The organism is Saccharothrix coeruleofusca (assembly GCF_014648515.1).
GTDB lineage: Bacteria > Actinomycetota > Actinomycetes > Mycobacteriales > Pseudonocardiaceae > Actinosynnema > Actinosynnema coeruleofuscum.
In genome coordinates, this window is the sequence record NZ_BMRG01000029.1 from 21,930 (window position 1) to 45,669 (window position 23,740).

Here is a 23,740-nt window from a genome sequence, read left to right on the forward strand (position 1 = left end):
CCAGGCGGACCTCCCTCGTCCCCGTTTCCCCGGGGGTGGCAGTCCTACCCACTCCCGCCGCCCGCCCCGCACACTGGTCGACATGGCCGAACCGCACCCGCACGCGCGCGAGCTGGGCGACTTCCTGCGCGCCCGGCGGAACAGACTGCGCCCGCAGGACGTCGGACTCGAACCGGGCGGCAGGCGCAAGGTCACCGGCCTGCGCCGCGAGGAGCTGGCCCTGCTGGCGGGCCTGAGCACCGACTACTACCAGCGCCTGGAGCAGGGGCGCGAGGTCAGGCCCTCCGACGACGTCCTCGACGCCATCGCCGCCGCGCTGGTCCTCGACGAGCAGGAGCGCGCCCACCTGTTCGCCCTGGCCCGCGCGGCGCGACGGCCCAAGCCCACCCCGCCGCGCCGCCCGGAACGAGTCCCCGACAGCACCCGCAACCTGCTGCACGTCCTGGCCACCCCCGCGCTGGTCGTCGGCAGGCACCTCGACGTGCTGGCCTGGAACCCGCTGGCCGAGACCCTCTTCGGCGGCCCGCGCGACCACCCGCCGGAACGGCTCAACCTGCTGCTCGGCCTGTTCCTCGACCCCGAGTCCCGGCTGCGCTGCCCGAACTGGGAGGGCTTCGCCCGCCAGTACATCGGGATGCTGCGCACCGGCCTCGCCGCCGACCCCACCCACCCGCGCGCCACCGCGATCATCGGTGAGCTGAGCATCCGCAGCGACGAGTTCCGGCGGATGTGGGCCCGGCACGACGTGCGCGCGTCGGTCCACGGCACCAAGGTGTTCCGCCACCCCGAGGCGGGCGAGATGACCCTGACCTGGGACACCTACCCGCTGCCCGGCAACCCCGGCCCGCTGCTGCTGGTCTACACCGCCGAACCCGGCACCCCCGACGCCGAACGCCTCCAGCTCCTCGCGTCCCTGACCGCCACGCGGGCCGCCGGTCACCGGGCCAGCGCGCGCAACACCCGCCCGGTGACCTCGTCGAGGGGGTAGAACAGCTCGATCGCCAGCTCCGACAGCGTCACGTCGGCGGGCGCGCCGAACGTCGCCACGGTGCTGAACATCGCCAGCTCGCCGTGCGGGGTGCGGACCCGCAGCGGCACCTGGATCGGCCCCGACGGCTGGTCGTCGGCGCGCTCCTCGGACACGCCACCGGGCAGCGGGTAGCGGCGCACCTCCTCGTACAGCTCGCGCAGGCCCGCGTCCCCGGTGGCGTTGACCTGGCGCAGCAGCCGTTCCAGGAACAGCGCCCGGACCTGGTGGAAGTTGACCAGCCGCGAGGCCAGCCCCTCGGGGTGCAGGGTCAGGCGGAACACGTTGGGCCTGGGCCGCAGCAGGTGCTCCGGTGTGCCGTCCATGAGCACGGGCATGGCCCGGTTGCCCGCCAGCACGTCCCAGCGGCGGTCGACCACCACCGCCGGGTACGGCTCGTGCGCGGCCAGCATGGTGTCCAGCGCCGAGCGGACCGACGCCAGCGCCCGGTCGTCCAGGTCGCTCTCCCGGTACGCGGGCGCGTAGTCGGCGGCCAGCAGCAACGTGTTGCGCTCGCGCAGGGGGATCTCCAGCGCGCCGCACAGGCGCAGCACCATCGCCCGGCTGGGCCGGGCGCGCCCGGTCTCCACACAGGACAGGTGCCGCGCGGAAGTGCCCGCCAGCAGGGCCAGGTCGAGCTGGCTGAGCCTGCGTCGCCGCCGCCACTGCCGCAGCAGCGCCCCCGGCCCGTGCGCGTCCATGCCGGGAGGGTAGCCACCCCCGGATCACCGGGGCCATGACCTCCGAGGTCATTGAACCCGCGCCCGCCCCGGTGCGACGGTCACCGCGAACAGCGGCCCGAACACCCGAGGAGACGCCGATGAACACCGCTCCCGACACCGCCACCGACACCGCGCCCGGATCGGACCTGCTGCGCGGCAGCCTGCGCGCGGACGCCTGGGGCACCGCGGTGTTCGGCGTCGTCATGCTGGCGGGCGGGGGGTGGCTCAGCGGCCCGCTCGGCCTGCCCGCCGGGTGGTTCACCCCGATCGGGATCGCCATGCTGGGCGGGGCCGCCGCCCTCGGCCTCATCGCGGGCTACCCGCGAATCCCGCCCCGGCCCGCCGCTCTCGCCGTCGCGGGCAACGGCGTCTCCGGCGCGGCGATGCTCCTGCTCGTGGCCACCGGAGCGCTGCCGCTGACCGGCCTGGGCGTCGCCTTCGTGCTGGTCGGGGCGGCGTGGGTGACCGGCTTCGCCGCCCTCCAGCTCACCGGCCTGCGGCGCTCGCGCGCCCGGGCGTGACGGGCGGGCGTGACGGCCCGTCGAGGCCGCCACGCCCGCCCGCGCGTCAGGCGTCGCCGTTGAGCATCGCCGCGGTCAGCACGTTGCCCGCGACGCCCCAGCCCCCGTCCGGGACCTCGTCGACGAGCACGACCGTGGTCGCGCGGGCGCGCTCCCCGTAGATCTCCACGTACAGCTCGGTGGTGCGCTCGACGATCTTCTTCTTGTCCTCGGCGCTGATCGTGTCCGCCGGGACCTTGAAGTTGGCGAATGGCACTGGTTTCTCCTTGGTTGTGTTGAGTGCTCGCTCGGTGGGTGCGGTGTCAGACCAGGCCGCCGTTGGCGCGCAGCACCTGGCCGTTGACCCAGCGGCCACGGGGACCGGCGAGGAAGGCGACCACGTCCGCGATGTCCTCCGGGGAGCCCAGGCGCTCCAGCGGCGGAGCCTTGGCCAGCGCCTCCACCTGCTCCTCGGTCTTGCCGTCCAGGAACAGCTCGGTGGCCGTCGGGCCGGGCGCGACCGCGTTGACCGTGACGTCGCGCCCGCGCAGCTCGCGGGCGAGGATCAGGGTGATCGCCTCCACCGCGCCCTTGCTGGCGACGTAAGCGCCGTAGCCGGGGAACTGCGTGCCCACGACGGAGGTCGAGAAGCCCACGAGCGCGCCGCCCGCGCGCAGCCGCCGGGCCGCCTGCTGGGCGACGACGAAAGCCCCCCGGATGTTGGTGCGGTGCAACCGGTCCAGCACGTCCAGGTCCAGCTCCGCGATGGGGGACAGGGCCAGCCGGGCCGCGCAGTTGACCACGACGTCGACGCCGCCGTACTCGGTCTCGGCGCGGTCGAACAGCGCGGCCACCGCGGTCTCGTCGGCCACGTCGGCCCGCACCGCGACCGCCTGCCCGCCCGAGGCGGTGATCGCGCCCACGGTTTCCGCCGCGGCGGCGTCGTCGCCGACGTAGTTGACCACGACGGCCAAGCCGTCGTCGGCGAGCCTGCGGGAGACCGCGCGGCCGATGCCGCGCGAACCCCCGGTGACGACGGCGACCCGTCGCGTCCCTCCGGCAAAGGGGTCGGTGGTTGTCATGCCCCTACCGTGCGGCACCGCGCGGAACGGTGACAGGGGACGCCATCCCCTGTGTCGGCGGCCCGCTCCGACGCAGACTGGACGGCATGAACTCGTCGAAGTACGCCGAGCTGGGCGCGTTCCTCCGCTCCCGGCGCGAGCGCATCCGGCCCGAGGAGGTCGGCCTGGTCGCCGGGCCGCGGCGGCGCGTGCCGGGGCTGCGCCGCGAGGAGGTCGCCCAGCTCGCCGGGGCGTCCGCGGACTACTACAACGAGCTGGAGCGCGGCGCCGGCGCGCAGCCGTCGGAGCAGATGCTGGCCGCGCTGGCCCGCGCGCTGCGCCTGACCGCCGACGAGCGCGACCACCTCTACCACCTGGCCAACCGCCCGGTGCCGCGCGACGGCGGCCTCGGCTCGCACGTCCACCCCGGAATGCTGGACCTGCTCACCCGGCTGACCGGCACGCCCGCGCAGGTGATCACCGACCTGCACGTCACGCTCGTGCAGAACCCGCTGGCCGTCGCGCTGCTCGGCGACCACTCCCACTTCCGGGGCAAGCGGGCGGCCTTCGTCTACCGGTGGTTCACCGAGCCCGAGGCGCGACGGCTCTACCCCGAGGCGGACCACCCGGCCCAGTCCAGGGCGTTCGCCGCCGACCTGCGGGCCGCCGCCGCCCGCCGGGACGCCAGGGACACCGAGGTCAGCGCGCTGGTCGCCGAACTGCTCGACCGCTCAGCCGAGTTCGCCCGGCTGTGGGCCGAGCACGACGTGGCGTTCCGCCGCGACGACCGCAAGCGCCTGCAGCACCCCGTGCTCGGCCTGGTCGAGGTGAACTGCCTCAACCTGTTCAGCGAGGACGGTCGGCAGCGCCTGCTGTGGTTCACCCCCGCCCTGGGCACCGACAGCGTCGACAAGCTGGACCTGCTCGCCGTCATCGGCACCCAGGAGTTCGCCCCCAACCCGGAGTAGACCACCCCTGCAAGAGGATTTCAGCGGGGCTCGCCGAACCACGTCCGCAGCGCGTCGGCGAGCGAAGCGGCGTCCTCGCCCGCCCACGCCACGTAGCCGTCGGGCCGGACCAGGAGCGCGGCGGCGGGGGCGGCGTCGGAGGTGGCGGCCACCAGGTCGACCCGGTCGGCCCAGCCCGCCGCGACCCCGGCCAGCTCCGGACCGCCGGTCAGGTCGACCAGCAGCGGGCGGCCGGCGCGCGCCAGCTCGGCCAGCCGCACCGGGCGGTCCGCGCGGGCCAGCGGGAAGTCCGGCACCCACCGCCCGGTGAGCGGGTCGTCCTCAGTGGACGGATAGCGCACGTCCGCGCCCGCCATCATCGCCGCGATCCGCCGCGCGTTCGCGGGGTCGGCCAGCAGCTCGCCGAACACCTCCCGCAGCGCCGTGACCTCGCTGCCCGGCGCGAGCAGCGCCAGCTGCGCCTGCGAGGACACCATCACCCGCTCACCCGCGAGCCGCCGCTCCCGCTGGTAGGTGTCCAGCAGCCCGGCGGGGGCCCACCCCCGGACCTCGGCGGCCAGCTTCCAGCCGAGGTTGGCGGCGTCCTGCAGGCCCGCGTTCAGGCCCGGCCCGCCGATCGAGGAGTGCACGTGCGCGGCGTCGCCCGCGATCAGCACCCGGCCCACCCGGTAGCGGTCGGCCAGCCGGGTGTTGAAACCGGGCAGCCGCCGCAGCACGTGCGGGCCCGCACCGCCCGGCCGCGCCATCGGCACGTCCCGGCCCAGCACGCGGGCCACGGCCGCCCGGACCTCCTCGAAGGTCACGGGCTCGCCGTCGGCCACCTCGGGCCGGTCCCACTCCAGGGCGGTGACCCGGTGCACCCCCGGATCGATCGACACGGACGCGAACACGCCGTGCTCGGTGCGCCGGTAGGTCAGCCCTCCCGGTGACACCGGCTCGTCGGTCAGCGCCCGTCGCTCGGACTCCGGCAGCATCGCGTCCGCCGCGCGGACGACCATCCGCCGCGCGCTCACCCCCGGAAAGCCGATGCCCGCGAGCTTGCGCACCCGGCTGTGCCCGCCGTCGCAGCCCACCAGGTAGCGGGCCCGCAGCGACCCGCCGGACAGCTGCGCGGTCACCCCGTCGTCGTCCTGCTCGAACCCGAGCAGCTCCTGGCCCCGGCGCAGTTCGGCCCCCAGCCCGAGGGCCCACTCCTCCAAGCGGGCCTCCAGCTCCCACTGCTGGATCGTGAAGGCGTGCAGCGGGTTGTCCGCCCAGCCGTCCAGCAGCAGGGGGATCGCGCCGTAGGGGTAGGCGGACACCGGCCGGGGCGGCGCGGCGTCCCCGCTCAGCCCCCGGTACAGGCCGCGGTGGTCCATCAGCCGCACGACCTGGCCGACCAGCCCGCCCGCCTGCGGCACCGGCACGCGCCGCGGCGACCGCTCGACCACGACCGGCCGCACCCCGGCCAGGCACAGCTCACCGGCCAGCATCAGGCCGACCGGACCCGCGCCGACGATCACCACGTCGGCCGTCTCCACCGCCGAGGCGGTCATGCGCACCACTCCAGGTAGTCGAAGGTGTCGGGTGTCACGCGAAGTAGTGACCCGCGTCCAGGTCCTCGACCAGCCCCGGCCCCTCCGGCCGCCAGCCGAGCAGTTCGCCGGTCAGCGCGTTGGAGGCGGGCTGGTCGACCCCGAGCAGCCCGCCGAGGAAGCCGAACCCCTCGGCCGGGACGGCGGCCACGGGCACGTCCAGGTGGCGGCCGATGACCTCGGCGATCTCCCGGATCGGCACGCCCTCGTCGCCGACGGCGTGCAGCACCGACCCGGCCGGGGCCTGCTCCAGCGCCAGGCGGAACAGGCGCGCGGCGTCGCGCAGGTGCACGGCGGGCCAGCGCTGGGAGCCGTCGCCGACGTAGCCGGAGACGCCCCGGTCGCGGGCGATGCCGATCAGGGCGCTGATGAACCCCCGGTCACCCTCGCCGTGCACGGACCGGGGCAGCCGCACCACCGAGGAGCGGACACCGCGCTCGGCCAGGCCGACCGCAGCCCGTGCGTTGGCGTCGCGCAGCACCGCGAACCCCTCGCCCTGGGCGCGGTCGCGCTCGGTGGCCACCCCGCCGGGCACGACCGGCGTCCCGGACGCGACGACCAGCGGCTGGTCGGAGCCCTCCAGGGCCGCGCCGAGCGCCTCGATGACCCGCCCCTCCTCCCGCGCCGACTCCTCGAAGCGGCTGAAGTCGTGGCCGAACGCGAGGTGGACCACGCCGTCGACGCCCGCCGCCGCTTCCCGCAGCAGGTCCAGGTCGGCCAGGTCGCCGCGCAGCACCTCGACGCCCCGCTCGGCGGCGGCCGCGGCCGAGCGGTTGGACCTGATGAGCCCGACGACGTGGTGACCCGCGCCGATCAGCTCGGGCACGAGCGCCGAGCCGATCCAGCCCGCCGCGCCGGTGACGAGAACACGCATGGGAAGCCTCCTGGGAACCGCCCCCGTCCGGTCCGGTGCCGGACAAGTGATGGGACTTGGTCCCGTCACCGTAGCAGAGTGATGGGACCAAGTCCCATCGCCTATCCTGAGGGCATGGCCCGATGGGAACCCGACGCGCGGGACCGGCTGTTGCGCGCCGCGCTCGACCTGTTCGCCGAACAGGGCTACGACGACACCACCGTCATCCAGATCGCCCAGCGGGCGGGGCTGACCAAGAGCACGTTCTTCCGGCACTTCCGCGACAAGCGGGAAGTGCTCTTCGGCGGTCAGGACACCCTCAACGGACTCCTCGCCGAGGGCATCGCCAACGCCCCCGACGGCGCGACCCCGCTCGACGCCGTGGCAGCCGCCCTCGCCGCCGCCGCGGCGATCTTCATCCCGGCCCGGCGCGACTACGCGCCCGCCCTCCTCGCGGCCATCGCGGCCAACAGCGAGCTGCGCGAGCGCGAGGCGCTCAAGTACACCGGCTTCGCCGAAGCCATGACCGAGGCGCTGCGCCGCCGCGGCGTCCCCGACCGGCCCGCGAGCGTCGCCGCCTGGCTGGGCGTCCTCGCGTTCGGCGACGCCTACTCGCGCTGGGCAGACCCCGCCAACCCCCACGAGTTCGGCGAACTGGCCCGGCAGGCGCTCCAGGAGTTGCGGACGACCGTCGCCGAACTCCGCTGAACCCCGCCCGACCGGCGCGGAGAAGAGGACACACCCTGGCCGCTTCCCCTGCGACTGTTGCCCCACAACAGGCACCGAGTCGAGGAGCGACCTTGTCCGTCACCACCACCACCCACCTGAACTTCCGCGGCCAGGCCCGTGCGGCGCTGGAGTTCTACCAGTCCGTGTTCGGCGGCCACATCGCCGTCGTCACGTACAAGGACGCGGGCAACGTCCAGGAGGAGTCCGAGGCCGACCAGGTGATGTGGGGTCAGGTGCTCGCCGAGAACGGCTTCCACGTCATGGCCTACGACGTGCCCTCGCGGATGGGCTACGACCAGGGCGAGAACTCGTTCTTCGTCTCCGTGCGCGGCAAGACCGCCGAAGAGGTCACCGGGCACTGGGAGAAGCTCTCCGACGGGGCGACCGTCGTCGTCCCGATGGGCCCGGCGGGCTGGGCCCCCGCCTACGGCATGCTGCGCGACCGCTTCGGCGTCGTCTGGGTCCTCGACGTCGAGGTCGAGTACAACGGCTGACGCCCCGCCGCGGTGCCCTTCAACCAGGGGATGCCGTCCCCTGGTTGAAGGACCCCTGGTTGTCCGCTCCCGCTCCGGTCACGGTCGAAAGCGACGCGCAGTCCCGACACCTCGAACTCGGGTGCCGTGAGCGAATGGAGATCCGATGCGACGACCAACCGCGCTGGCCCTCGGACTGGCACTGCTGCTGGTCCCCGCGAGCCCGGCCCTGGCCCACCCCGGCCACGGCACGCCGACGAACCCGCCCGCCGCGCCGACCACCCCCACCTACGGCAACGGCTGGAAGCCGCTGGCCCCCATCGCGGGCGGTCCCCGCCAGGAGCACAGCGTCGCCGCCCTGAACGGCAAGGTCTACGTCCTCGGCGGCATCGAACCCGGTGCCGAGGGCGGCGTCGTCACCACCGACCGGGTGGAGGTCTACGACACCCGGCGTGACCGCTGGTCGGAAGCCGCCCCCCTGCCGGTCCCCATGAACCACCCCAACGTGGCGGCCGTCGGCGGCCGGATCTACGTCCTGGGCGCGCTGTCGGGAGGCAACTCCTGGCAGGCGATGCGCGACAGCTACGTCTACGACCCCCGCGCCGACCGGTGGACCCGGCTCGCCCCGATGCCCGCCGGAACCGAGCGCGGCAGCGCCGCGATGGGCGTGCGCGGGACGAAGATCTACCTCGCGGGCGGGATGCGCACGCTGACGCCCGGCCCCGGCGGCCTCCAGGACACGGTGGACACCGTGTCGTCCTACGACGTGGTGACCGGCCGGTGGGAGACGCTGCCCAGCCTGCCCCAGGCTCGCGACCACGTCGGCGGGGCCGTCGTGGGCAACACCTTCTACGTGCTCGGCGGCCGGGACCGGGGCCAGGTGAACGTCCGCGACACCGTCTACGCCTTCGACTTCGGCACCGGCCGGTGGACCGAGCGCGCCCCCATGCCGACCGCCAGGGGCGGCATCGCGGCGGCGGCCGTCGGCACCAAGATCTACACCTTCGGCGGCGAGGGCAACCCCGCCGAGGGCTCGCACAGCGTCTTCGCCGAGAACGAGGTGTACGACACGGCGCGCGACAGCTGGCAGCGGCTCGCCCCCATGGCGGTGCCGCGCCACGGCACGGCGGCCGTCGCGGTGGGCGGCACCATCCACATCCCCGGTGGCGGCACGGTGGGCGGCGCGGGCCCGGTCGACGTGAACGACGCCTACCGCCCTGGGCGGCGCTGAGCCCGTTGACGCATGGACAGCCCTGCGGGGTGGGCGGCGGTCTTCCGCACCCACCCCGCAGGGCTTTGTCGCGCTCGTCCGACCCGATCGTGCTCCGCCGTTCGAGGCTTTTTTGTCAACCTGACCATTGGCTCCACGGCGTCACTTGTGGTGGCGAACACTTAATGTCACCATGACAATAAATGTCGTGCCGGGGTTGACCTCGACTCCGCCAAGGCGACTCGACGCCGGAGGAGCACGGACGGACGATGAGCGGAAACCGAGTCGGTGTCGCGTCGGACAGCGCGGCCAAGGACGTCCTGCTGGCGGAGTACGAAGCCCTCAAAGCCGAGCAGAAGTCGCGGATCGCGTCGCGGGACCGGATGGTGTACGTCGCGCTCGCCGCGCTCACGGCCACGGTGACACCGGTGGTCCAGCAGGCGGGCGGGCCGCACCTGCTCCTGCTGCTGCCGGTGGTGTGCGTCGTGCTGGGCTGGACCCACCTGGCCAACGACCAGAAGATCACCGCCATCGGCGGGTACCTGCGCCGGCACCTGGCCCCCGCGCTCACAGCCGTCGACGAAGGTGCGGCCAGGGTGCTGACCTGGGAGTCCGTCCACCGGCACGAGCCGCTGCGACGGCTGGACAAGGTCATGCAACTGGTGGTGGACCTGCTGGTCTTCGTGGTCCCGTCGCTGCTGTCGACCACCCTCTACTGGACCTCCGCCGCCGTGCGCGCCGACCTGCTCGCCGTGTCGGTCGCCGAAGTGCTGATCACCCTGGCGTTCGCGGCGCGGGTCGTGGCCGCCGCCCGGTCGGCCCTGACCGACGGGCGGCCCGGTCGGGACTCCCGCCCCCCGCCCCGGAAAGAGGTTGAGGCCGCTGTGGCGGGGTAGCCGTCGTGGACTCGGCAAACAGGGGAACGCCATGACCGCAGCACCACGGGACGAGGAGCGCGCGGTAGCGGACGTGCGCGACTACCTGACCGAACACCGCGACCGGATGATCGAGGAGCTGATCGGCTGGGTGCGCCTGCGCTCGGTCGCCGGCCTGCCCGAGCACGACCCCGACCTGATCCGGTCGGCCAACTGGCTCGCGGGCGTGCTGCGGGAAACCGGTTTTCCCACCGTGGAGGTGTGGGAGACCGAGGGCGGGCCCGCCGTCTACGCCGAGTGGTGCGCGGCGCCCGACGCGCCCACGGTCCTGGTCTACAGCCACCACGACGTGCGCGCGGCCAAGGACCACCAGTGGGAGGAGACCCCGCCGTTCGAGCCCGCGCTGCGCGACGGCCGCCTCTACGGGCGGGGCACCTCCGACGCCAAGGGGCAGGTGCTGGCCCACGTGTGGGGCGTGCGGGCGCACTTGGCCGCCACCGGCCGCGACGCCCCCGCCGTGAACCTGAAGTTCCTGGTCGAGGGCGAGGAGGAGATCGGCTCGCTGCACCTGGCCGGGCTCGTCGACGACAACCGCGACCGGCTCGGCGCGGACCTGGTGGTCTTCTCCGACACCCTGCTGTGGCGGGCCGACCACCCGGCGATCTGCACCAGCGTGCGCGGCCTGGTCCTGGCGCACCTGGAGGTCCTGGGCCCGCTGCGCGACGTGCACAGCGGCGCGGTGTCCGGGCCCGCGCCCAACCCCGTCGAGGAGCTGAGCAGGCTGCTGGCCCGGCTGCACGACGACAAGGGCCGGGTCACCCTGCCGGGGTTCTACGACGACGTCGCCGAGGCCCCCGAGCGCCTGCGCGCGGAGCTGGCCGCGCTGCCGTTCACCGAGGACGACTGGCTGACCAGGTCGGACACCCGCACCGTCGGCGGCGAGGCCGGGTACACGGTGCTGGAGCGGCTGTGGACCCGCCCGGCGCTGGAAGTGCTCACCGTGGTCGCGGGCGACCCGGTCGGCGCGTCGCGGGCCGCCGTGCCCGCCGTGGCCAGCGCCGACCTGAGCATCCGCACCGTCCCCGACCAGAAGGTCGCCGTCGTGGCCGAGCAGGTGCGGCGCTGGGTCGCGGACACCATCAGCGACCGCGTCGACTACGAGCTGACGGTCTCCGAGGACAGCGGCCAGGAGCCCTACCGCACCCCGGAGGACCTCCCGGCGGTGGACGCGCTCGCGGCGGCCATGGCCGAGGGGTTCGGCGCGCCGCCGGGGCGGATGGGCAACGCGGGCGGCGGACCGGCCGAGCTGCTGGCCCGCACCCTGGACGCGCCGGTGGTGTTCTTCGGCACCGGCCTGCCCGAGGACCGCTGGCACGACAGCGACGAGCGGGTGTCGGTCGACGTGCTGCTGGCCGGGGCCGCCACCCTGGCCCGCTTCTGGTCGCGGCTGGCCTGACCCGATCCGATCGGGCAGGTCACGCCCCCCTGGTCACGGCGTGGTCGGCCCCCTCGGTGGCTCCCTCGGTGTCTTTCCCGGCGGCGACCGGCTCCAGCACGCGGTCCAGGCGGATCGGCAGGGTCCGCTGACGGGTGCCCGTGGCGTGCCACACGGCGTTGGCGATCGCCGCCGCGGTGCCCGCCGTGCCGATCTCGCCCAGGCCGTTGAACCCCGACGGGTCCAACGGCTCGTAGTCCGGCACGAAGTCGGCCTCCACGTCGGGCACGTCGGCGTGCGCGGCGATGTGGTAGCCGGCGAAGTCGCCGTTGGCCAGCCTGCCGGTGCGGGGGTCGCGCACGCTCTCCTCGTGCAGGGCCATGGACAGCCCCATGACCATCCCGCCGACCACCTGGCCGCGCGCCAGCAGCGGGTTGATCACCCGCCCCACCGCGAACACGCCCAGCAGGCGGCGCACCCGCACCTCGCCGGTGGCCGGGTCGACGGCGACCTCCGCGAAGACCGCGCTGAAGGTCTGCCGCTCCCGGCCAGGCTGGAAGTCGATCAGCGCGCTGGTGTCCACCGTCGCGGTCACCGGCCGGGCCGGGTCGCCCAGGCGCCCGCGCAGCTCCTTGGCGGCCTCGGTGATGGCGAAGGACCATGAGGTGGTGCCACGGGAGCCGCCCGCGCCCCACGCCATGCCCAGGTCGCTGTCGCCGATGCGCAGCCGGACCCGCCCCGCGTCGACCCCGAGCGCGTCGGCGGCGACCGCGGTCAGCGCGGTGCGGGCGCCCGTGCCGATGTCGCTCGCCCCGACCGACACCGTGAACGTCCCGTCCACCTCGGCGGTGATCGAGGCCGTCGAGGGGAACACCCCGGCGCTGAACGACGCGGTGGCCATGCCGGTGCCGATCAGCAGCGGACCCTCGCGCCGGGAGCGGGGACGCCGGTCGCGCGCCGCCCAGCCGAACCGGCGCGCGCCCTCCTGGACGCAGGAGACCAGGCGGCGGGTGCTGAACGGCAGCCCCGACACCGGCGCGACCGAGGGCTGGTTGCGCAGCCGCAGCCGCACCGGGTCCACGTCCAACCGCTCCGCCACCTCGTCGATCGCCGACTCCAGGGCGAACGAGCCGGGCGTCGCGCCCGGCCCGCGCATCGAGGCGGGCGGCAGGACGTCGAGGGGCACGGCGGTGAGCCGGGTGCGGATCGCGGGCGCGGCGTACAGGACCTTGGCCTGCTCGGTGCACGCCTCGATGTACTCGGCCAGCGGCGAGAGGGCGTAGGCGGCCCGGTGGCCGACCGCCCGCAGGCGGCCGTCGGCGTCGGCGCCGATGGTCACCAGCTGCTCCGTCCGGGGCCGCGACGAGGTCGTCTCGAACACCTGCGCCCTGGTCATGGCGATCCGCACCGGACGCCCGAACCGCTTGCTCGCCATCGACGCGAGGATCATCTGGGGACCGCAGACGCCCTTGCCGCCGAAGCCGCCGCCGACGTGCTCGGAGCGGACGTGCACCCGCTCCCGGTCGATCGACCACAGCGCGGCCAGCACCTCCGACACGCTGAACGCACCCTGGTTGGCGTCCAGGGCGTGCAGGTGGTCCCCCTCCCACCACGCGGTCGAGGCGTGCGGCTCCATGGCGCAGTGGCTCTCCTCGGGGGTGCGGTAGCGCTCCTCGACCACGACCGCGCAGGCCGCCAGCTCCGCCTCCAGGTCGCCGGTGTCGGCCTCCGGGCCGAACGCGGTCGACGCCGGACGGGCGGCCGGGTGGTCCATGTCGAAATCCAGGTCGTGGGGCTCGGCGTCGCAGGTCACCCGCAGCGCCGCCGCCGCGGCCCTGGCCTGCTCGGGCGTCTCCGCCACCACCAGCGCGACCGGCCAACCCGCGTACGGGACCACCTCGTCCTGCAACAGCAGCAGACTGCCGTCCGGGCCGAAGTAGTTGCCCGCCTTCGGGTTCAGCCGCGGCGCGTTGCGGTGGTCGAGCACGCCCAGCACCCCCGGCATGCCCAGCGCGGTCGAGGCGTCGACATCGCGAACCCGGCCGCGCGAGGTCGTGGCGGTCACCAGCTGACCGTGGACCAGTCCCGGCATCGGCACGTCAGCGGTGTAGCGGGCGGCGCCGGTGACCTTGAGCCCGCCCTCGATCCGGGGACGTGACGCGCCGACCGCGCCCACCGTGCGGTCCGGGCTCATCCGACCTCCTCCGCCGCGGCCAGCTCACCGAGCACGGCCGCGATCAGGTTCTTCGCCAACAGCACCTTGTAACCGTTGTCGGGCAACGGCTCCGCACCGCTGAGCGCCTCCTCGGCGCAGGCCCGCAACCGGTCGGGGGTGGGCCGCGCGCCGCGCAGCACGGCCTCGGCGGAACCGGCCCGCCACGGGCGCGACGCCACACCGCCCATGGCGATGCGCACGTCGCGCACCACGCCGTCGCGGACGTCGAGCGCGGCGGCGACGGAGACGGTCGCGAAGGCGTACGACGCGCGCTCGCGGACCTTGCGGTAGCGCGAGCGCAGGCTCCCCGGAACGCCGGGGAGGGCGACGGCGGTGATCAGCGCGCCGGGCGGCAGCGCGGTCTCCAGGTCCGGGCGGTCGCCCACCGGGAGGTAGAACCGCGACAGCGGGATCTCGCCGCCGCCGTCGAGCGACTGGTAGCGCACGACCGCGTCGAACGCGGCGAGCGCCACCGCCATGTCCGAGGGGTGGGTGGCCACGCAGTGCGCGGAGTGGCCGAGCACGGCGTGGTTGTGGTGCACCCCCGCGATCGCGGCGCACCCGCTGCCGGGCAGCCGCTTGTTGCACGGCCGGGACAGGTCGGCGAAGTAGCCGCACCGGGTCCGCTGCAACAGGTTGCCGCCCACCGTGGCCATGTTCCGCAGCTGACCGGACGCGCCCGCCAGCAGGGCCTGCGACAGCGCCGGGAACCGGCGGCGCACCTCGGGATGCGCGGCCGCGTCGCTGTTGGTCGTGGTCGCGCCGATGACCAGGCCCCCGCCCGGCGCGACGTGGACACCGTCGAGCGGCAGCCGCCGCACGTCCACCAGCCGGGTCGGCCGCTCGACCCCGCACTTCATCAGGTCGACCAGGTTCGTGCCCCCGCCCAGGTACCGGGCGTTCCGGTCGCCCGCGACCGCGAGGAGCGCGTCGTGGACCCGCGCCGCGCGCTGGTAGGCGAACTCCCTCACGCCGCACCCCCTTGGCGGGCGGCGGCTTCGAGCACCGCGCGCACGATCGACGGGTACGCCCCGCAACGGCACAGGTTGCCGCTCATCCGCTCGCGCACCTCGGCCTCGTCCAGCTCGGGCGTCCGCTCCGGGTCGTCGTCGGCGGTGACCGCGCTGGGCCAGCCCGCCTCGTGCTCGGCGAGCACCCCGACCGCCGAGCAGAGCTGCCCCGGAGTGCAGAAGCCGCACTGGAAACCGTCCAGGCGCACGAACGCCTCCTGCAACGGCCGCAGCTCACCCCCGGCGGCCAGCCCCTCGACCGTGGTGACGGCGGCGCCGTCGGCGGCGACCGCGAGGGTCAGGCAGGAGACCACCCGCCTGCCGTCGCACAGCACCGTGCAGGCCCCGCACTGCCCGTGGTCGCACCCCTTCTTCGGCCCGGTGAGCCCCAGGTCCTCCCGCAGCGCGTCGAGCAGCGTCCGGCGGTTGTCCACCGACAGCCGGTGGGACACGTCGTTGACTCGCAGCGATATCCCGCTGCGCGTGTGGTCGGTCATCGCAGTCCTCCGCGCACCCGCTGTCGTGCACGGGACGCCGGTTGAGATCGAATCCTCCAGGGCAACCAGAAGCCCTTGTCCCGCACGCTATCCAGCGGAAGCCGACGCGGGAGCGCCCGTCGCGCGACGGGGCAGGATCGAGCAAGAGAACGCGAGTTCTGGTCAATCGCCGCGACCGGCGGCCGGTGCGCCGGTCCGGGTGCCGCCACCGAGCCGGACCGCGTCCTGGCGCGGCGGACCACCGAAGAGCCTGCGGTACTCGCGGCTGAACTGGGCGGGGCTCTCGTAGCCGACCAGGCGGCTGACCCCGGCGATGTCGCCGGGGTTCGCGGCGAGCAGCAACCTGGCCTGCTGCAGGCGGATCTGCTTCTGGAACTGGATGGGGCTCATCGAGGTGACCGCCTGGAAGTTGCGGTGGAACGCCGAGGCGCTCATGCCCGCCCGCCGCGCCACCTCCTCGACCCGGAAGGGCAGGGCGTAGTTGTCGCGAATCCACCGCACCGCCCTGGCGACGTGGCTCAGGCCGCTGTCGGGCAAGCCGAACTGGCGCAGGACGCCGCTCTGCTCGCCGGTGAGCAGCCGCCAGATGATCTCCCGCTCGACCAGGGGCGCGAGCACGGGGATGTCGTGCGGCCGGTCGAGCAGCCGCAGCAGGCGGAGCACGGCGTCGAGCAGTTCGGCGGAGGCGGTGCTGACCACCAGACCGGCCGCCCCGCCGGGGCCGGGCTCCGGCAGTTGCGCGGGGTCCACCTGCAGCAGCACCTCGGCGACCACGGCCGGGCGCAGCTCCAAGCCGAAGCCCAGCGCGGGCTCCTCCGGGCTGGCGCGGGCGAAGTACGCGGTCACCGGCAGGTCGACCGAGGCGACGAGGTACTCCCCGGCGCGGTACTCGTACAGGCGGTCGCCCAGCGCGAACCGCTTGACCCCCTGGGCGACGAGGGCCAGCACCTTGCCGTAGGTGGTCGGCGTCGGCGGCGTCGGCCGATCGGCGCGGAAGACGCGCAGGCCGTCGATGTCGGTGCTCAGGTCGGGCCGGGCGTGCCTGGCCAGCAGCACACGCAGTTCGTCGAGCGGCATGGCCGCCATTCAAGCACCGCGCGAGCCCGATGCCCGCCGAGCCGAGCGCGCCCCCGTGACAGGAGCACCTCCTCCGCACGTCAGCCCGACACCTCGCGCGACGGCATGACGTAGCCCAGCTTCAGCAGGGCCTTGCGGAACTTCGGCTCCTGATCCGGCCGGACGGCGATGTGCCGGTCACCGATCACGCGGCACACCGCGCGATCACGGCCCAGCAGCGCGGCGGTCGCCGCGTCGGCGCACTCGATCACCCGGACCAGGCCCAGATCGACCAGCTGCCCGCTGCGCCGCCGCACGTCCTCGGCCACCGTGCGCAGGGCGGCGGGCAGCTCGTGGTCGGTCCGCTCACCGAGGAACGCGACGAACTCGTCGAGGTCGCGTCCGCTGTCGAGCGCGGAGAGCAGGCTGCCCGCCGACACCGCCCACACCCGGTCGGCGGTCCGCTCCGCGTAAGCGGACAGCACCAGCCGGTCCGCCGCGCCGACCTCGCCGACGGCGACCACGTCGAGGTTGGGCAGCACCTTCAGCGGCCGGGTCCCGATGGCGGCGGGCCGGTAGGCGTCGGTCAGGCCAACGGCATGAGCGCCCAGCGCGGTGAGCCTGATCGCCACGAGTCCGTCGTAGCGGCTCAGCGCCTCAAGGTCGTCGCCGCCCCAGTTGTCGACGTAGTCGTCACGCGCGCCCGCGGCGTCGACGTAGTCCAGGTCGATCAACCCCAGCGTGCCCGCGTACTCGAACAGCACCGCCAAGGTGTAGCGGCCCTCCAGCAGCTCCCAGTCGTGGTGGCCGTCGTAGCCGAGACTGCCGTACTCCGGGTCCACCAGGTAGAGCCTCCACAACGCCCTGTCGTTACGCGCGATGGTGGGGCTCATGTTCCCGCGCCGCATGGTGGTGAACAGCGTGTCCACGTCGACCCACTTGTCCTGCGGGCAGGTGGCCAGCGCCTTGGCCACCGACTGACGACGCGGCTTGGCCGCGGTCAGGACGTTGGGGACGCGCTGGCCCTTGATCTGCTCCACCCGGCTGAACTCGTCGATCACCGCGTGGGTGAGCCAGCGCTGCCACAGCCCCCGGATCACCTCCGCCGGTGGTTTCCCCAACGCCGCGCGCCCCTTCGGTGTCAACCGCAGGCGGGTGCCGTCGAGCGCCGCGAGCCCACCGGCCTGCAGCAGCAGCGGCCAGGCGAACGCGGCAATCGGCTCGTCGTCGTAGAAGTCGCCCTGCGCCAGGTGCGCGGTGATGGTCCGGATCGTCGCGGCCGACGGGCGCTTGGTCTTGTCGCTGCACCTGACCTCCCCGGCCGCGCACAGTTCGAGCACGGTGCGCAGGTTGGCCAGAGCCTCCTGCTCGGTGAACCGCACCCGCTCCTCGGGGTCCACGTCGTCCTCCTCGCCCTCGACGGCGAGATCCCGCCGCCGCACCCGCTCCGCAAGCGCGGACAGCGTATTCGGTATCGGCTCACGAGCGGCCGGCGGAGTGAATGGGCCCCCGGAATATCACCCTTTTGGCCTCTCACACCGGTATCGGGAACTCCCGCGTCCAGGCAGTCACCTAATGGTGTGTCCCTCGCTTGACGGCTTACGCGCCTTATTCGGCGGAGTAACGTCACCGCCGCACTTGATCTACTGCCGCCCGACGCAAAGCAGAGGGAAGTTCATGAGCCGCAAACGCGCATTCATCGTCGCCATCACCGCCGGACTCCTCCTCGTGGGCACGACCACCGGGGCCGCCGCCTCGGCCCGAGTGGCCGCCCTTTTCGGGAACGGCGGCTTCGAAACCCCCAGGGCGCCCCAGAACAGCTTCACCAACCTGGGAACCGGGAGCGCCATCGGCCCCTGGCGCGTGACGGGCGGGAACGTCGACCTGATCGGCGCGGGCTACTGGCAGGCCGCCGAGGGCGACCAGTCCGTCGACCTCAACGGCGTGCAACCGGGCGCGGTGTCGCAGACCTTCGACACCATTCCCGGTGTCAGGTACGACGTCGGCTACTCGATCGCGGGCAACACGGCGGCGGGCCCGGTGGTCAAGACCGGCCGGGCGCTGGTCGACGGCCAGAACTTCCAGGACTTCACCTTCGACATCACCGGCAGGACGCCTGCGGCGATGGGCTACGTCACCCGCGCCTTCAGCTTCGTGGCGACCAATCCCACGACCACGCTGACATTCGCCAGCACCACACCCAGCAGCGCCAACGGACCGGTCCTCGACAACGTGACGGTGAAACCCTGCGGGTGCTGCTGACCATTTCCGAAATAGCCCCAGTGAAACGGGCCGGAGCGTGCGCGGTGAAAACCACGCACGCTCCGGCCCGCCTACCGCCGCCATCGTGGAATGCGGCTAATCCCTCGGTCGAGAGGTGATGATCCGCGTGGCGACCCGGACGCGTCGGCGGTAATCGTCCAGCGAACCGGATTCGTGCTTGGCGCCCGCAGAGGCGTCGAAGAGGTTCTGTGCGAGTTCGGCGGCGGACAGCCCCGCGCCCTCCCACGCGGCGGCGTGCCCGGTGCTGGTCAGCAGAGCGGCCATGCCCGCGACGAATTCCTCCTCCATCCGACTCATCCGGTCCAGCGCGAAGGACCGCGCCGAACTCAGCAGCTCGCTGTAGACCTCGCGGTTGACCGTGCCGACCGTGACGCCGTGAAAAGCTTCGAGGGCTCGCGCCAGGCGCTCCCCGGCCTCGACGTCCTCCCGGTCCAGCGCCTCCCACGTGGTACTGCGCAGATCCGCCAGCATCTGCTCCACGACGGCCCGGAACAGCGCCTCCTTCGTCTCGAAGTGCAGGTAGAGGCCCTGCCGGGAGATCGCCGCCGCCTTGGCGACGTCCTCCATCGAGGTCTTGCGGAACCCGAAGCGCAGAAAGGCCCCGGTGGCGGCGCGGACTATGCCCTCGCGCCGCGCCGAGCCTCCTGCCGCGGTGTCGTCCACTGCTGCCCGCTTCCTCAACCGGTCGACGCCGCGAGGGGATACCGCACCCCGGTCAGGCGCGTGCTCTCCGCCCACAACCGGGCCGCCGCCACGATGTCCCGCGCCCGGCGCGGGATGCGGGCGGGGGCCGGATGCCCCTTCGTCCCGAACAGCCGCGCAGGCCCCCAGTAGCTGCCGCCGGGCGCGTCCGGGTCCGTCGCCGCGCGCATCGTGGTCAGCGCGCCCACCTCCGGCGGCATCCCGATGAAGGGGCTCGCCCTGCGCAGGACGGCGGGCGAGTGGCGGGTGAGATCGGTGAAGGTCCAGCCGGGGTGCGACGCGGTCGACACCACGTGCGAACCCACCGCCCGCAGCTTCCGGTCCAGTTCGAGCGCGAACATCATGTTGGCCAGTTTGCTCTGCGCGTAGGCGGCACCCGTGGAGTACCGGCGTTCGTACCAGTGCATGTCCTCGAAATCGATGCGACCGGTGACCTGGGCCAGGCTGGTCACGGTCGTCACCCGCGCGGCGGGGGTGCGCAGCAGCAGCGGGAGCAGCCGGCCGGTCAGCGCGAAGTGCCCGAGGTGGTTGGTGCCGAACTGCACTTCGAAGCCCTGCGCCGTGCGCGACAGCGGCGGCCACATCACGCCACCGTTGTTCACCAGGACGTCGAGGCGGTCCTGCCGGTTGGCGAAGTCGTCGGCGAAGGCGCGGACCGAGTCCAGATCGGCGAGGTCGAGCCGCGCGGCGCGGACCGAACCGACGGGCAGGCGCTCCATGATCCGCGCGACCGCCGACTCCGCCTTCGCCTCGTCCCGGCAGGCCAGCACCACGTCCGCGCCCTTGGCGGCGAACATCGCCGCGGCCTGGAACCCCAGGCCCGTGTTGGCGCCGGTGACGATCACCGACCGGCCCTGCTGGCTCGGAATGTCGTCAGCGGTCCACCGGGACGCCCGACCACCTCGTTGGCTTGACATGCTTTACAACTATAGTCCGAGTTGTAAAGCGGCGCGCAAGGTGCGTCAGGCGTCAGCACCATGCCCTCGACAACGGCCTCACCCCGCGTCCGGATCGCCTACCGGCCAGGAAATGACCAATGACGGGCCACCGAGGTGGCCCGCCATCGCGAACTCGTCACCACTTGTCCGAGGTGACGATCTCCTTCAACTGGTCGAGGGTCAGCGGCGGCTGCGGCGAGTAGATCTCGCCGCCCGGCGAGCCGATCACGGCGCCCGCAGGGTCCTCCTGGTTGCTGACCTGCATGAGGAGCATCGTCCCGTCGGGCCGCTTGAGGCACGCCAGGTACGACACCGCGCCGGGAGCCCGCCGCGCGGTCCCGGTCGCCAGCCGGGAGCCGTCGGGCAGCGTGCTGACGTCGCAGTGCTCCACGCGGGAGAAGTCGCACCACTCGCGGGGCTCGGAATCGCTGGGGTGGACCATCAGGCCGAAGCCCCCGGTGAAGCCCGCGGAGGTCAGAGTCCCGCCGATGACCGCGCCGGTGGAGACCTCCGGGTCCGCCAGTTGCGGTGTCCCGACCGATCCCGCTCCTGGTCGCGGGGGATTCGTCGGGGACGGGGGTTGCGGGCTGTTCGACGTGGACGGGGGTGGCAAGCTGGCTTTCGTGGTCGCCTCGAACGTCGCGGTGTCACCGAGCACCACCCTGAACCGGGCGATCAGGTCATCCGGCGAGGTCGGGACCGGGCCGCGCGCAGTGGTCGTGGCTGGCGCGGTCGACGAGGTGGTCGACGGGTCGGCGGCGTGCGTGCCGGAGCCGCCCGGCACCAGCCACACCACACCCGCGACCAGGGCCGCCACCGCGACGACGGTGGCCGCGACGGGTGCCAGCCGCACGGCCCGGCGCGGCCGCGCCACCGGGGCCATACCCGTAGCGGCGGCGTCGGCGCGCCGCTCCAACTCGGCGAAGGCATCGTGGAGGGTGCGCAGGTCGCTCATGAGGTCTCCTGGAAGTCGGGGGCGGTGGCGGTGAGGTCGATGCGCAGAGCGTTGAGCGCCCGGTGGATCTGGCTGCGTACGGTCGGTTCCCGACACCCCAGCTGTGAGGCGATCTCCCTGTCGGACAGGCCCGCGTAGTAGCGCAGGACCACGGCCGCGCGCTGCTTCCTCGGCAGGCGGGCGAGGCGGCGGATCATCGCGTCCCGCTCGGCCCGCTCGTCCGCGCCGTCGGGGGTCACCGTCGGCTCGACCCCGGCGCGCGGGGACGCGCGGGTCAGCCTTCTGCGCCAGGACAGGTACTCGTTGACGACCATCCGCCGCACGTAGGCGTTCGGCTCGGCCATCGCCGAGATCCGCTCCCAGCGCTCGAACGCCCGGCCCAGCACGTCGCTCACCAGGTCCTCGGCCAGCCACGTCCGGCAGGTCAGGACCGTGGCGAACCGCATCAGCGCGGGACGCTGCCTCGCCACGTACTCAGCAAACTCCATCGGCCACTCCCGATCGTCGGCTCGACCTCGATTCCGCACCCCTAATGCGGAAGTGGCCCCTTTTGTTGCATTCGATCTCCACGGCCGCTGAGAGCCTCGACCCCGTACCGGCAGGACCAACGCCCCACCCGTGCCGCCGACTCCGCGGCGAAACCCCACGGCTGAAGCCCGCTCGCGACGTTCCCGGGTGCGCCGCACCCAGGCACAGCACGCCCTACCACGTCCGCCCGCCACCGCCCAAGCTCGGTAGCACGAGACGGGCCGAACCACGAGCGCCCGTCACGGCACCGGACCGGGAGGAGCCGCCGTGAACGCAGAACCCACCCCACCCCACGACCAGGGGGCCGAACTGGCGGGCCGAGTCGCCGTGGTCACCGGAGCCGCGCGCGGCATCGGCAAGGCCACCGTCGCCTGGCTGCACGCCTGCGGCGCGCACGTCCTCGCCTGCGACCTGCGACCCGAGGTGCGGGAGCTGGCCACCGAGTTCGACGGCGTGGCGACCCTCGTCGGCGACGTGTCGCTGGAGGAGACGGCCGTGCGGTCGGCGACCACTGCGGTGGAGCGCTTCGGCGGCCTGGACATCCTGGTCGGCAACGCCGGGCGGTCGGTCAACAAGCCGATCACCGAGACCACCGCCGCCGACTGGGACGAGCTGATGTCGATCAACGCCCGCGGCGTCTTCCTGCACGCGCGCGAGGCGTTCCGGGTGATGCGGGAACGCGGCGGCGGCTCGATCGTCACCGTCGGCTCGTTCGCCTCCACCGTCGGCCTCGTCAGCGGCTCCGCCTACAGCGCGTCCAAAGGGGCGCTGGCGCAGCTGACGAAGGTCCTCGCCCTGGAGGGCGGCCCGCACGGCATCCGCGCCAACGTCGTGGCGCCCGGCGTGGTCGAGACCGACATGCTCGACAACTTCCGCGACGACAGCCGCGAGTACCTGCGCTCCTTCGGCCCCGCCCACCCGCTGGGCCGGGTCGCGCACCCCGAGGAGATCGCCGAGGTCATCGGCTTCCTCGCGTCCGACAGGTCCTCGTTCATCACCGGCGCGATCGTCGCCGCCGACGGCGGCTACACCGCCGCCTGACCACCCCCGCACGAGAGAACAGGGAGAACCATGGCAGGACGACTGACGGGCAAGGTCGCACTGATCACCGGCGCCACCGGCGGCATCGGACAGGCGACCGCCGAACTCTTCGCGCGGGAAGGCGCCCGCCTCGTCGTGACCGACCTGGCCGAGGACGCGCTGCGCGCCCTGGCCGCGCGGCTGGCCGAGACCGGCGCCGAGGTGGTGCCCGCACGCCTGGACGTGTCCTCGGCGCGGGAGTGGGCGAACACCGTCGACCTGGCGCGCCAGCGCTTCGGCAGGCTCGACGTCCTGGTCAACATCGCCGGAATCCTCGACTGGCCGGGCATCGAGGACACCGAGGAGGACACCTGGAACCGGGTCGTCGCGGTCAACCAGACCGGCACCTGGCTCGGCATGAAGACCGCCATGCCGCTGCTGCGCGAGAGCGGTAACGCATCGGTGATCAACACCTCGTCGGTCCTCGGCATCATCGGCAGCGGCGCGGGCGCGGCCTACCAGGCGACCAAGGGCGCCGTGCGGCTGCTGAGCAAGACCGCGGCCGTCGAGTACGCCACCAAGGGCGTGCGGGTGAACTCGGTGCACCCCGGCGTCATCGCGACCCCGATGATCGGGGACCTCCTCGACGAGATGGGCGACCAGCAGCCCGACATCGTGCGCACCCCCATGCGCCGCGCCGGACGCCCCGAAGAGGTCGCCCCGGTGATGCTGTTCCTCGCCAGCGACGAATCCTCGTTCGTCACCGGGGCGGAGTTCGTCGTCGACGGCGGCCTCACCGCCCACTGACCACAGGAGCGCTTCCCATCACCAGACGGGTGCGCGCAGATGCTGCGGCGGCAGCCACCGCCAACCGGGACCGCGCAGCGCCGGCAGCGCGGCTGGAGAAGGTGGGGGAGAAGCCGGAACCGGCCAAGTGCTGATGAGTGATCCCGTCTTCCAGGTACGCGCGCCAGAGCCACCCCACGTGCGCGGTCATGACGCCCGGCGGTGTCGGGCGCGTGGGGTGGGGTGCCGCCCCCCGTCGAGGGTGGGGGCGGTACCCCGGACCGCCGTGCCGCGGCTGTGCGAGAGCGCGGCATGGCGGTGGC

The 23,740-nt window shown here is 73.6% G+C and carries 25 protein-coding genes; 11 read left to right on the forward strand and 14 right to left on the reverse strand.

Annotated features, from left to right (window positions below; all coding sequences use genetic code 11):
• Positions 1-82: 82 nt before the first annotated feature.
• The gene (locus tag IEZ00_RS34545) at positions 83-988 is read left to right on the forward strand and encodes a helix-turn-helix transcriptional regulator (protein ID WP_189227561.1); all 906 of its coding nucleotides are present in this window, start codon (positions 83-85) and stop codon (positions 986-988) included.
• On the opposite strand, the gene IEZ00_RS34550 is transcribed toward IEZ00_RS34545, so the two are convergent.
• Positions 937-1,728, reverse strand: a complete 792-nt coding sequence (locus tag IEZ00_RS34550; protein ID WP_189227562.1) for an MmyB family transcriptional regulator — start codon at positions 1,726-1,728, stop codon at positions 937-939. The two genes, IEZ00_RS34545 and IEZ00_RS34550, sit on opposite strands and share 52 nt — an antisense overlap.
• 119 nt (positions 1,729-1,847) lie before the next feature.
• Between IEZ00_RS34550 and IEZ00_RS34555 the strand changes: the two genes are divergently transcribed.
• Positions 1,848-2,270, forward strand: coding sequence for a hypothetical protein (locus tag IEZ00_RS34555; RefSeq protein ID WP_189227563.1), 423 nt, complete (start codon positions 1,848-1,850; stop codon positions 2,268-2,270).
• A gap of 46 nt (positions 2,271-2,316) precedes the next feature.
• Here IEZ00_RS34555 and IEZ00_RS34560 read toward each other — a convergent pair whose 3' ends face one another.
• Entirely contained in the window at positions 2,317-2,526 is a 210-nt protein-coding gene (locus IEZ00_RS34560) for a 4-oxalocrotonate tautomerase family protein (protein WP_189227564.1), read from the reverse strand.
• Positions 2,527-2,572: 46 nt separating this feature from the next.
• A complete protein-coding gene (locus IEZ00_RS34565) occupies positions 2,573-3,331 on the reverse strand; it encodes an SDR family oxidoreductase (protein WP_189227565.1) in 759 nt (252 codons plus the stop codon).
• 86 nt (positions 3,332-3,417) lie between these two features.
• Here IEZ00_RS34565 and IEZ00_RS34570 point away from each other — a divergent pair, with 86 nt between their 5' ends.
• The gene (locus tag IEZ00_RS34570) at positions 3,418-4,278 is read left to right on the forward strand and encodes a helix-turn-helix transcriptional regulator (protein WP_189227566.1); all 861 of its coding nucleotides are present in this window, start codon (positions 3,418-3,420) and stop codon (positions 4,276-4,278) included.
• Positions 4,279-4,298: 20 nt separating this feature from the next.
• Here the strand turns inward: IEZ00_RS34570 and IEZ00_RS34575 are convergent, their stop codons facing one another.
• Positions 4,299-5,813 carry an FAD-dependent monooxygenase gene (locus IEZ00_RS34575; protein WP_189227567.1) on the reverse strand — a complete coding sequence of 505 codons (1,515 nt, stop codon included), beginning with the start codon at positions 5,811-5,813 and terminating at the stop codon, positions 4,299-4,301.
• Positions 5,814-5,847: 34 nt separating this feature from the next.
• Positions 5,848-6,726, reverse strand: a complete 879-nt coding sequence (locus IEZ00_RS34580) for an SDR family oxidoreductase (protein ID WP_189227568.1) — start codon at positions 6,724-6,726, stop codon at positions 5,848-5,850.
• A 114-nt stretch (positions 6,727-6,840) separates the two neighbouring features.
• On the opposite strand from IEZ00_RS34580, the gene IEZ00_RS34585 reads away from it, so the two are divergent.
• The 5 genes from IEZ00_RS34585 to IEZ00_RS34605 all read left to right on the forward strand — a co-directional run bounded on the left by IEZ00_RS34585 (position 6,841) and on the right by IEZ00_RS34605 (position 11,448).
• On the forward strand, positions 6,841-7,413 hold the full coding sequence (locus tag IEZ00_RS34585; RefSeq protein WP_189227569.1) for a TetR/AcrR family transcriptional regulator: 573 nt from the start codon (positions 6,841-6,843) through the stop codon (positions 7,411-7,413).
• A 92-nt stretch (positions 7,414-7,505) separates the two neighbouring features.
• Positions 7,506-7,928 (forward strand): VOC family protein, encoded by a 423-nt coding sequence (locus IEZ00_RS34590; RefSeq protein ID WP_189227570.1) that lies wholly within the window; start codon positions 7,506-7,508, stop codon positions 7,926-7,928.
• A gap of 145 nt (positions 7,929-8,073) precedes the next feature.
• Positions 8,074-9,138, forward strand: a complete 1,065-nt coding sequence (locus IEZ00_RS34595; protein WP_189227571.1) for a Kelch repeat-containing protein — start codon at positions 8,074-8,076, stop codon at positions 9,136-9,138.
• A gap of 248 nt (positions 9,139-9,386) precedes the next feature.
• A complete protein-coding gene (locus IEZ00_RS34600; RefSeq protein ID WP_189227572.1) occupies positions 9,387-10,013 on the forward strand; it encodes a hypothetical protein in 627 nt (208 codons plus the stop codon).
• Between the two features lie 31 nt (positions 10,014-10,044).
• Positions 10,045-11,448, forward strand: coding sequence for a M20/M25/M40 family metallo-hydrolase (locus tag IEZ00_RS34605; protein WP_189227573.1), 1,404 nt, complete (start codon positions 10,045-10,047; stop codon positions 11,446-11,448).
• 19 nt (positions 11,449-11,467) lie between these two features.
• Here the strand turns inward: IEZ00_RS34605 and IEZ00_RS34610 are convergent, their stop codons facing one another.
• The 5 genes from IEZ00_RS34610 to IEZ00_RS34630 form a co-directional block, all read right to left on the reverse strand.
• On the reverse strand, positions 11,468-13,621 hold the full coding sequence (locus IEZ00_RS34610) for a xanthine dehydrogenase family protein molybdopterin-binding subunit (protein ID WP_189227574.1): 2,154 nt from the start codon (positions 13,619-13,621) through the stop codon (positions 11,468-11,470).
• Entirely contained in the window at positions 13,618-14,613 is a 996-nt protein-coding gene (locus IEZ00_RS34615) for an FAD binding domain-containing protein (protein ID WP_189227575.1), read from the reverse strand. The genes IEZ00_RS34610 and IEZ00_RS34615 overlap by 4 nt, the downstream gene beginning before the upstream one ends.
• Entirely contained in the window at positions 14,610-15,149 is a 540-nt protein-coding gene (locus IEZ00_RS34620; RefSeq protein ID WP_189227576.1) for a (2Fe-2S)-binding protein, read from the reverse strand. The genes IEZ00_RS34615 and IEZ00_RS34620 overlap by 4 nt, the downstream gene beginning before the upstream one ends.
• Positions 15,150-15,311: 162 nt before the next feature.
• Positions 15,312-16,235, reverse strand: a complete 924-nt coding sequence (locus IEZ00_RS34625) for an AraC family transcriptional regulator (RefSeq protein WP_229796387.1) — start codon at positions 16,233-16,235, stop codon at positions 15,312-15,314.
• 71 nt (positions 16,236-16,306) lie between these two features.
• On the reverse strand, positions 16,307-17,647 hold the full coding sequence (locus IEZ00_RS34630) for a helicase-associated domain-containing protein (protein ID WP_229796388.1): 1,341 nt from the start codon (positions 17,645-17,647) through the stop codon (positions 16,307-16,309).
• 235 nt (positions 17,648-17,882) lie between these two features.
• Here IEZ00_RS34630 and IEZ00_RS34635 point away from each other — a divergent pair, with 235 nt between their 5' ends.
• Positions 17,883-18,467, forward strand: a complete 585-nt coding sequence (locus IEZ00_RS34635; RefSeq protein WP_189227577.1) for a choice-of-anchor C family protein — start codon at positions 17,883-17,885, stop codon at positions 18,465-18,467.
• A 96-nt stretch (positions 18,468-18,563) separates the two neighbouring features.
• On the opposite strand, the gene IEZ00_RS34640 is transcribed toward IEZ00_RS34635, so the two are convergent.
• The 4 genes from IEZ00_RS34640 to IEZ00_RS34655 form a co-directional block, all read right to left on the reverse strand.
• A complete protein-coding gene (locus IEZ00_RS34640) occupies positions 18,564-19,151 on the reverse strand; it encodes a TetR/AcrR family transcriptional regulator (RefSeq protein WP_189227578.1) in 588 nt (195 codons plus the stop codon).
• A gap of 14 nt (positions 19,152-19,165) precedes the next feature.
• Positions 19,166-20,107, reverse strand: coding sequence for an oxidoreductase (locus IEZ00_RS34645; protein ID WP_189227579.1), 942 nt, complete (start codon positions 20,105-20,107; stop codon positions 19,166-19,168).
• 157 nt (positions 20,108-20,264) lie between these two features.
• Positions 20,265-21,083, reverse strand: coding sequence for a hypothetical protein (locus IEZ00_RS34650; RefSeq protein WP_189227580.1), 819 nt, complete (start codon positions 21,081-21,083; stop codon positions 20,265-20,267).
• Positions 21,080-21,571 (reverse strand): SigE family RNA polymerase sigma factor, encoded by a 492-nt coding sequence (locus IEZ00_RS34655; protein WP_189227581.1) that lies wholly within the window; start codon positions 21,569-21,571, stop codon positions 21,080-21,082. Before IEZ00_RS34655 ends, IEZ00_RS34650 begins: the two co-directional genes overlap by 4 nt.
• Positions 21,572-21,878: 307 nt before the next feature.
• Here IEZ00_RS34655 and IEZ00_RS34660 point away from each other — a divergent pair, with 307 nt between their 5' ends.
• On the forward strand, positions 21,879-22,652 hold the full coding sequence (locus IEZ00_RS34660; protein ID WP_189227582.1) for an SDR family NAD(P)-dependent oxidoreductase: 774 nt from the start codon (positions 21,879-21,881) through the stop codon (positions 22,650-22,652).
• 30 nt (positions 22,653-22,682) lie between these two features.
• Positions 22,683-23,438, forward strand: a complete 756-nt coding sequence (locus IEZ00_RS34665; protein WP_189227583.1) for an SDR family NAD(P)-dependent oxidoreductase — start codon at positions 22,683-22,685, stop codon at positions 23,436-23,438.
• The last annotated feature ends 302 nt before the right edge of the window (positions 23,439-23,740 follow it).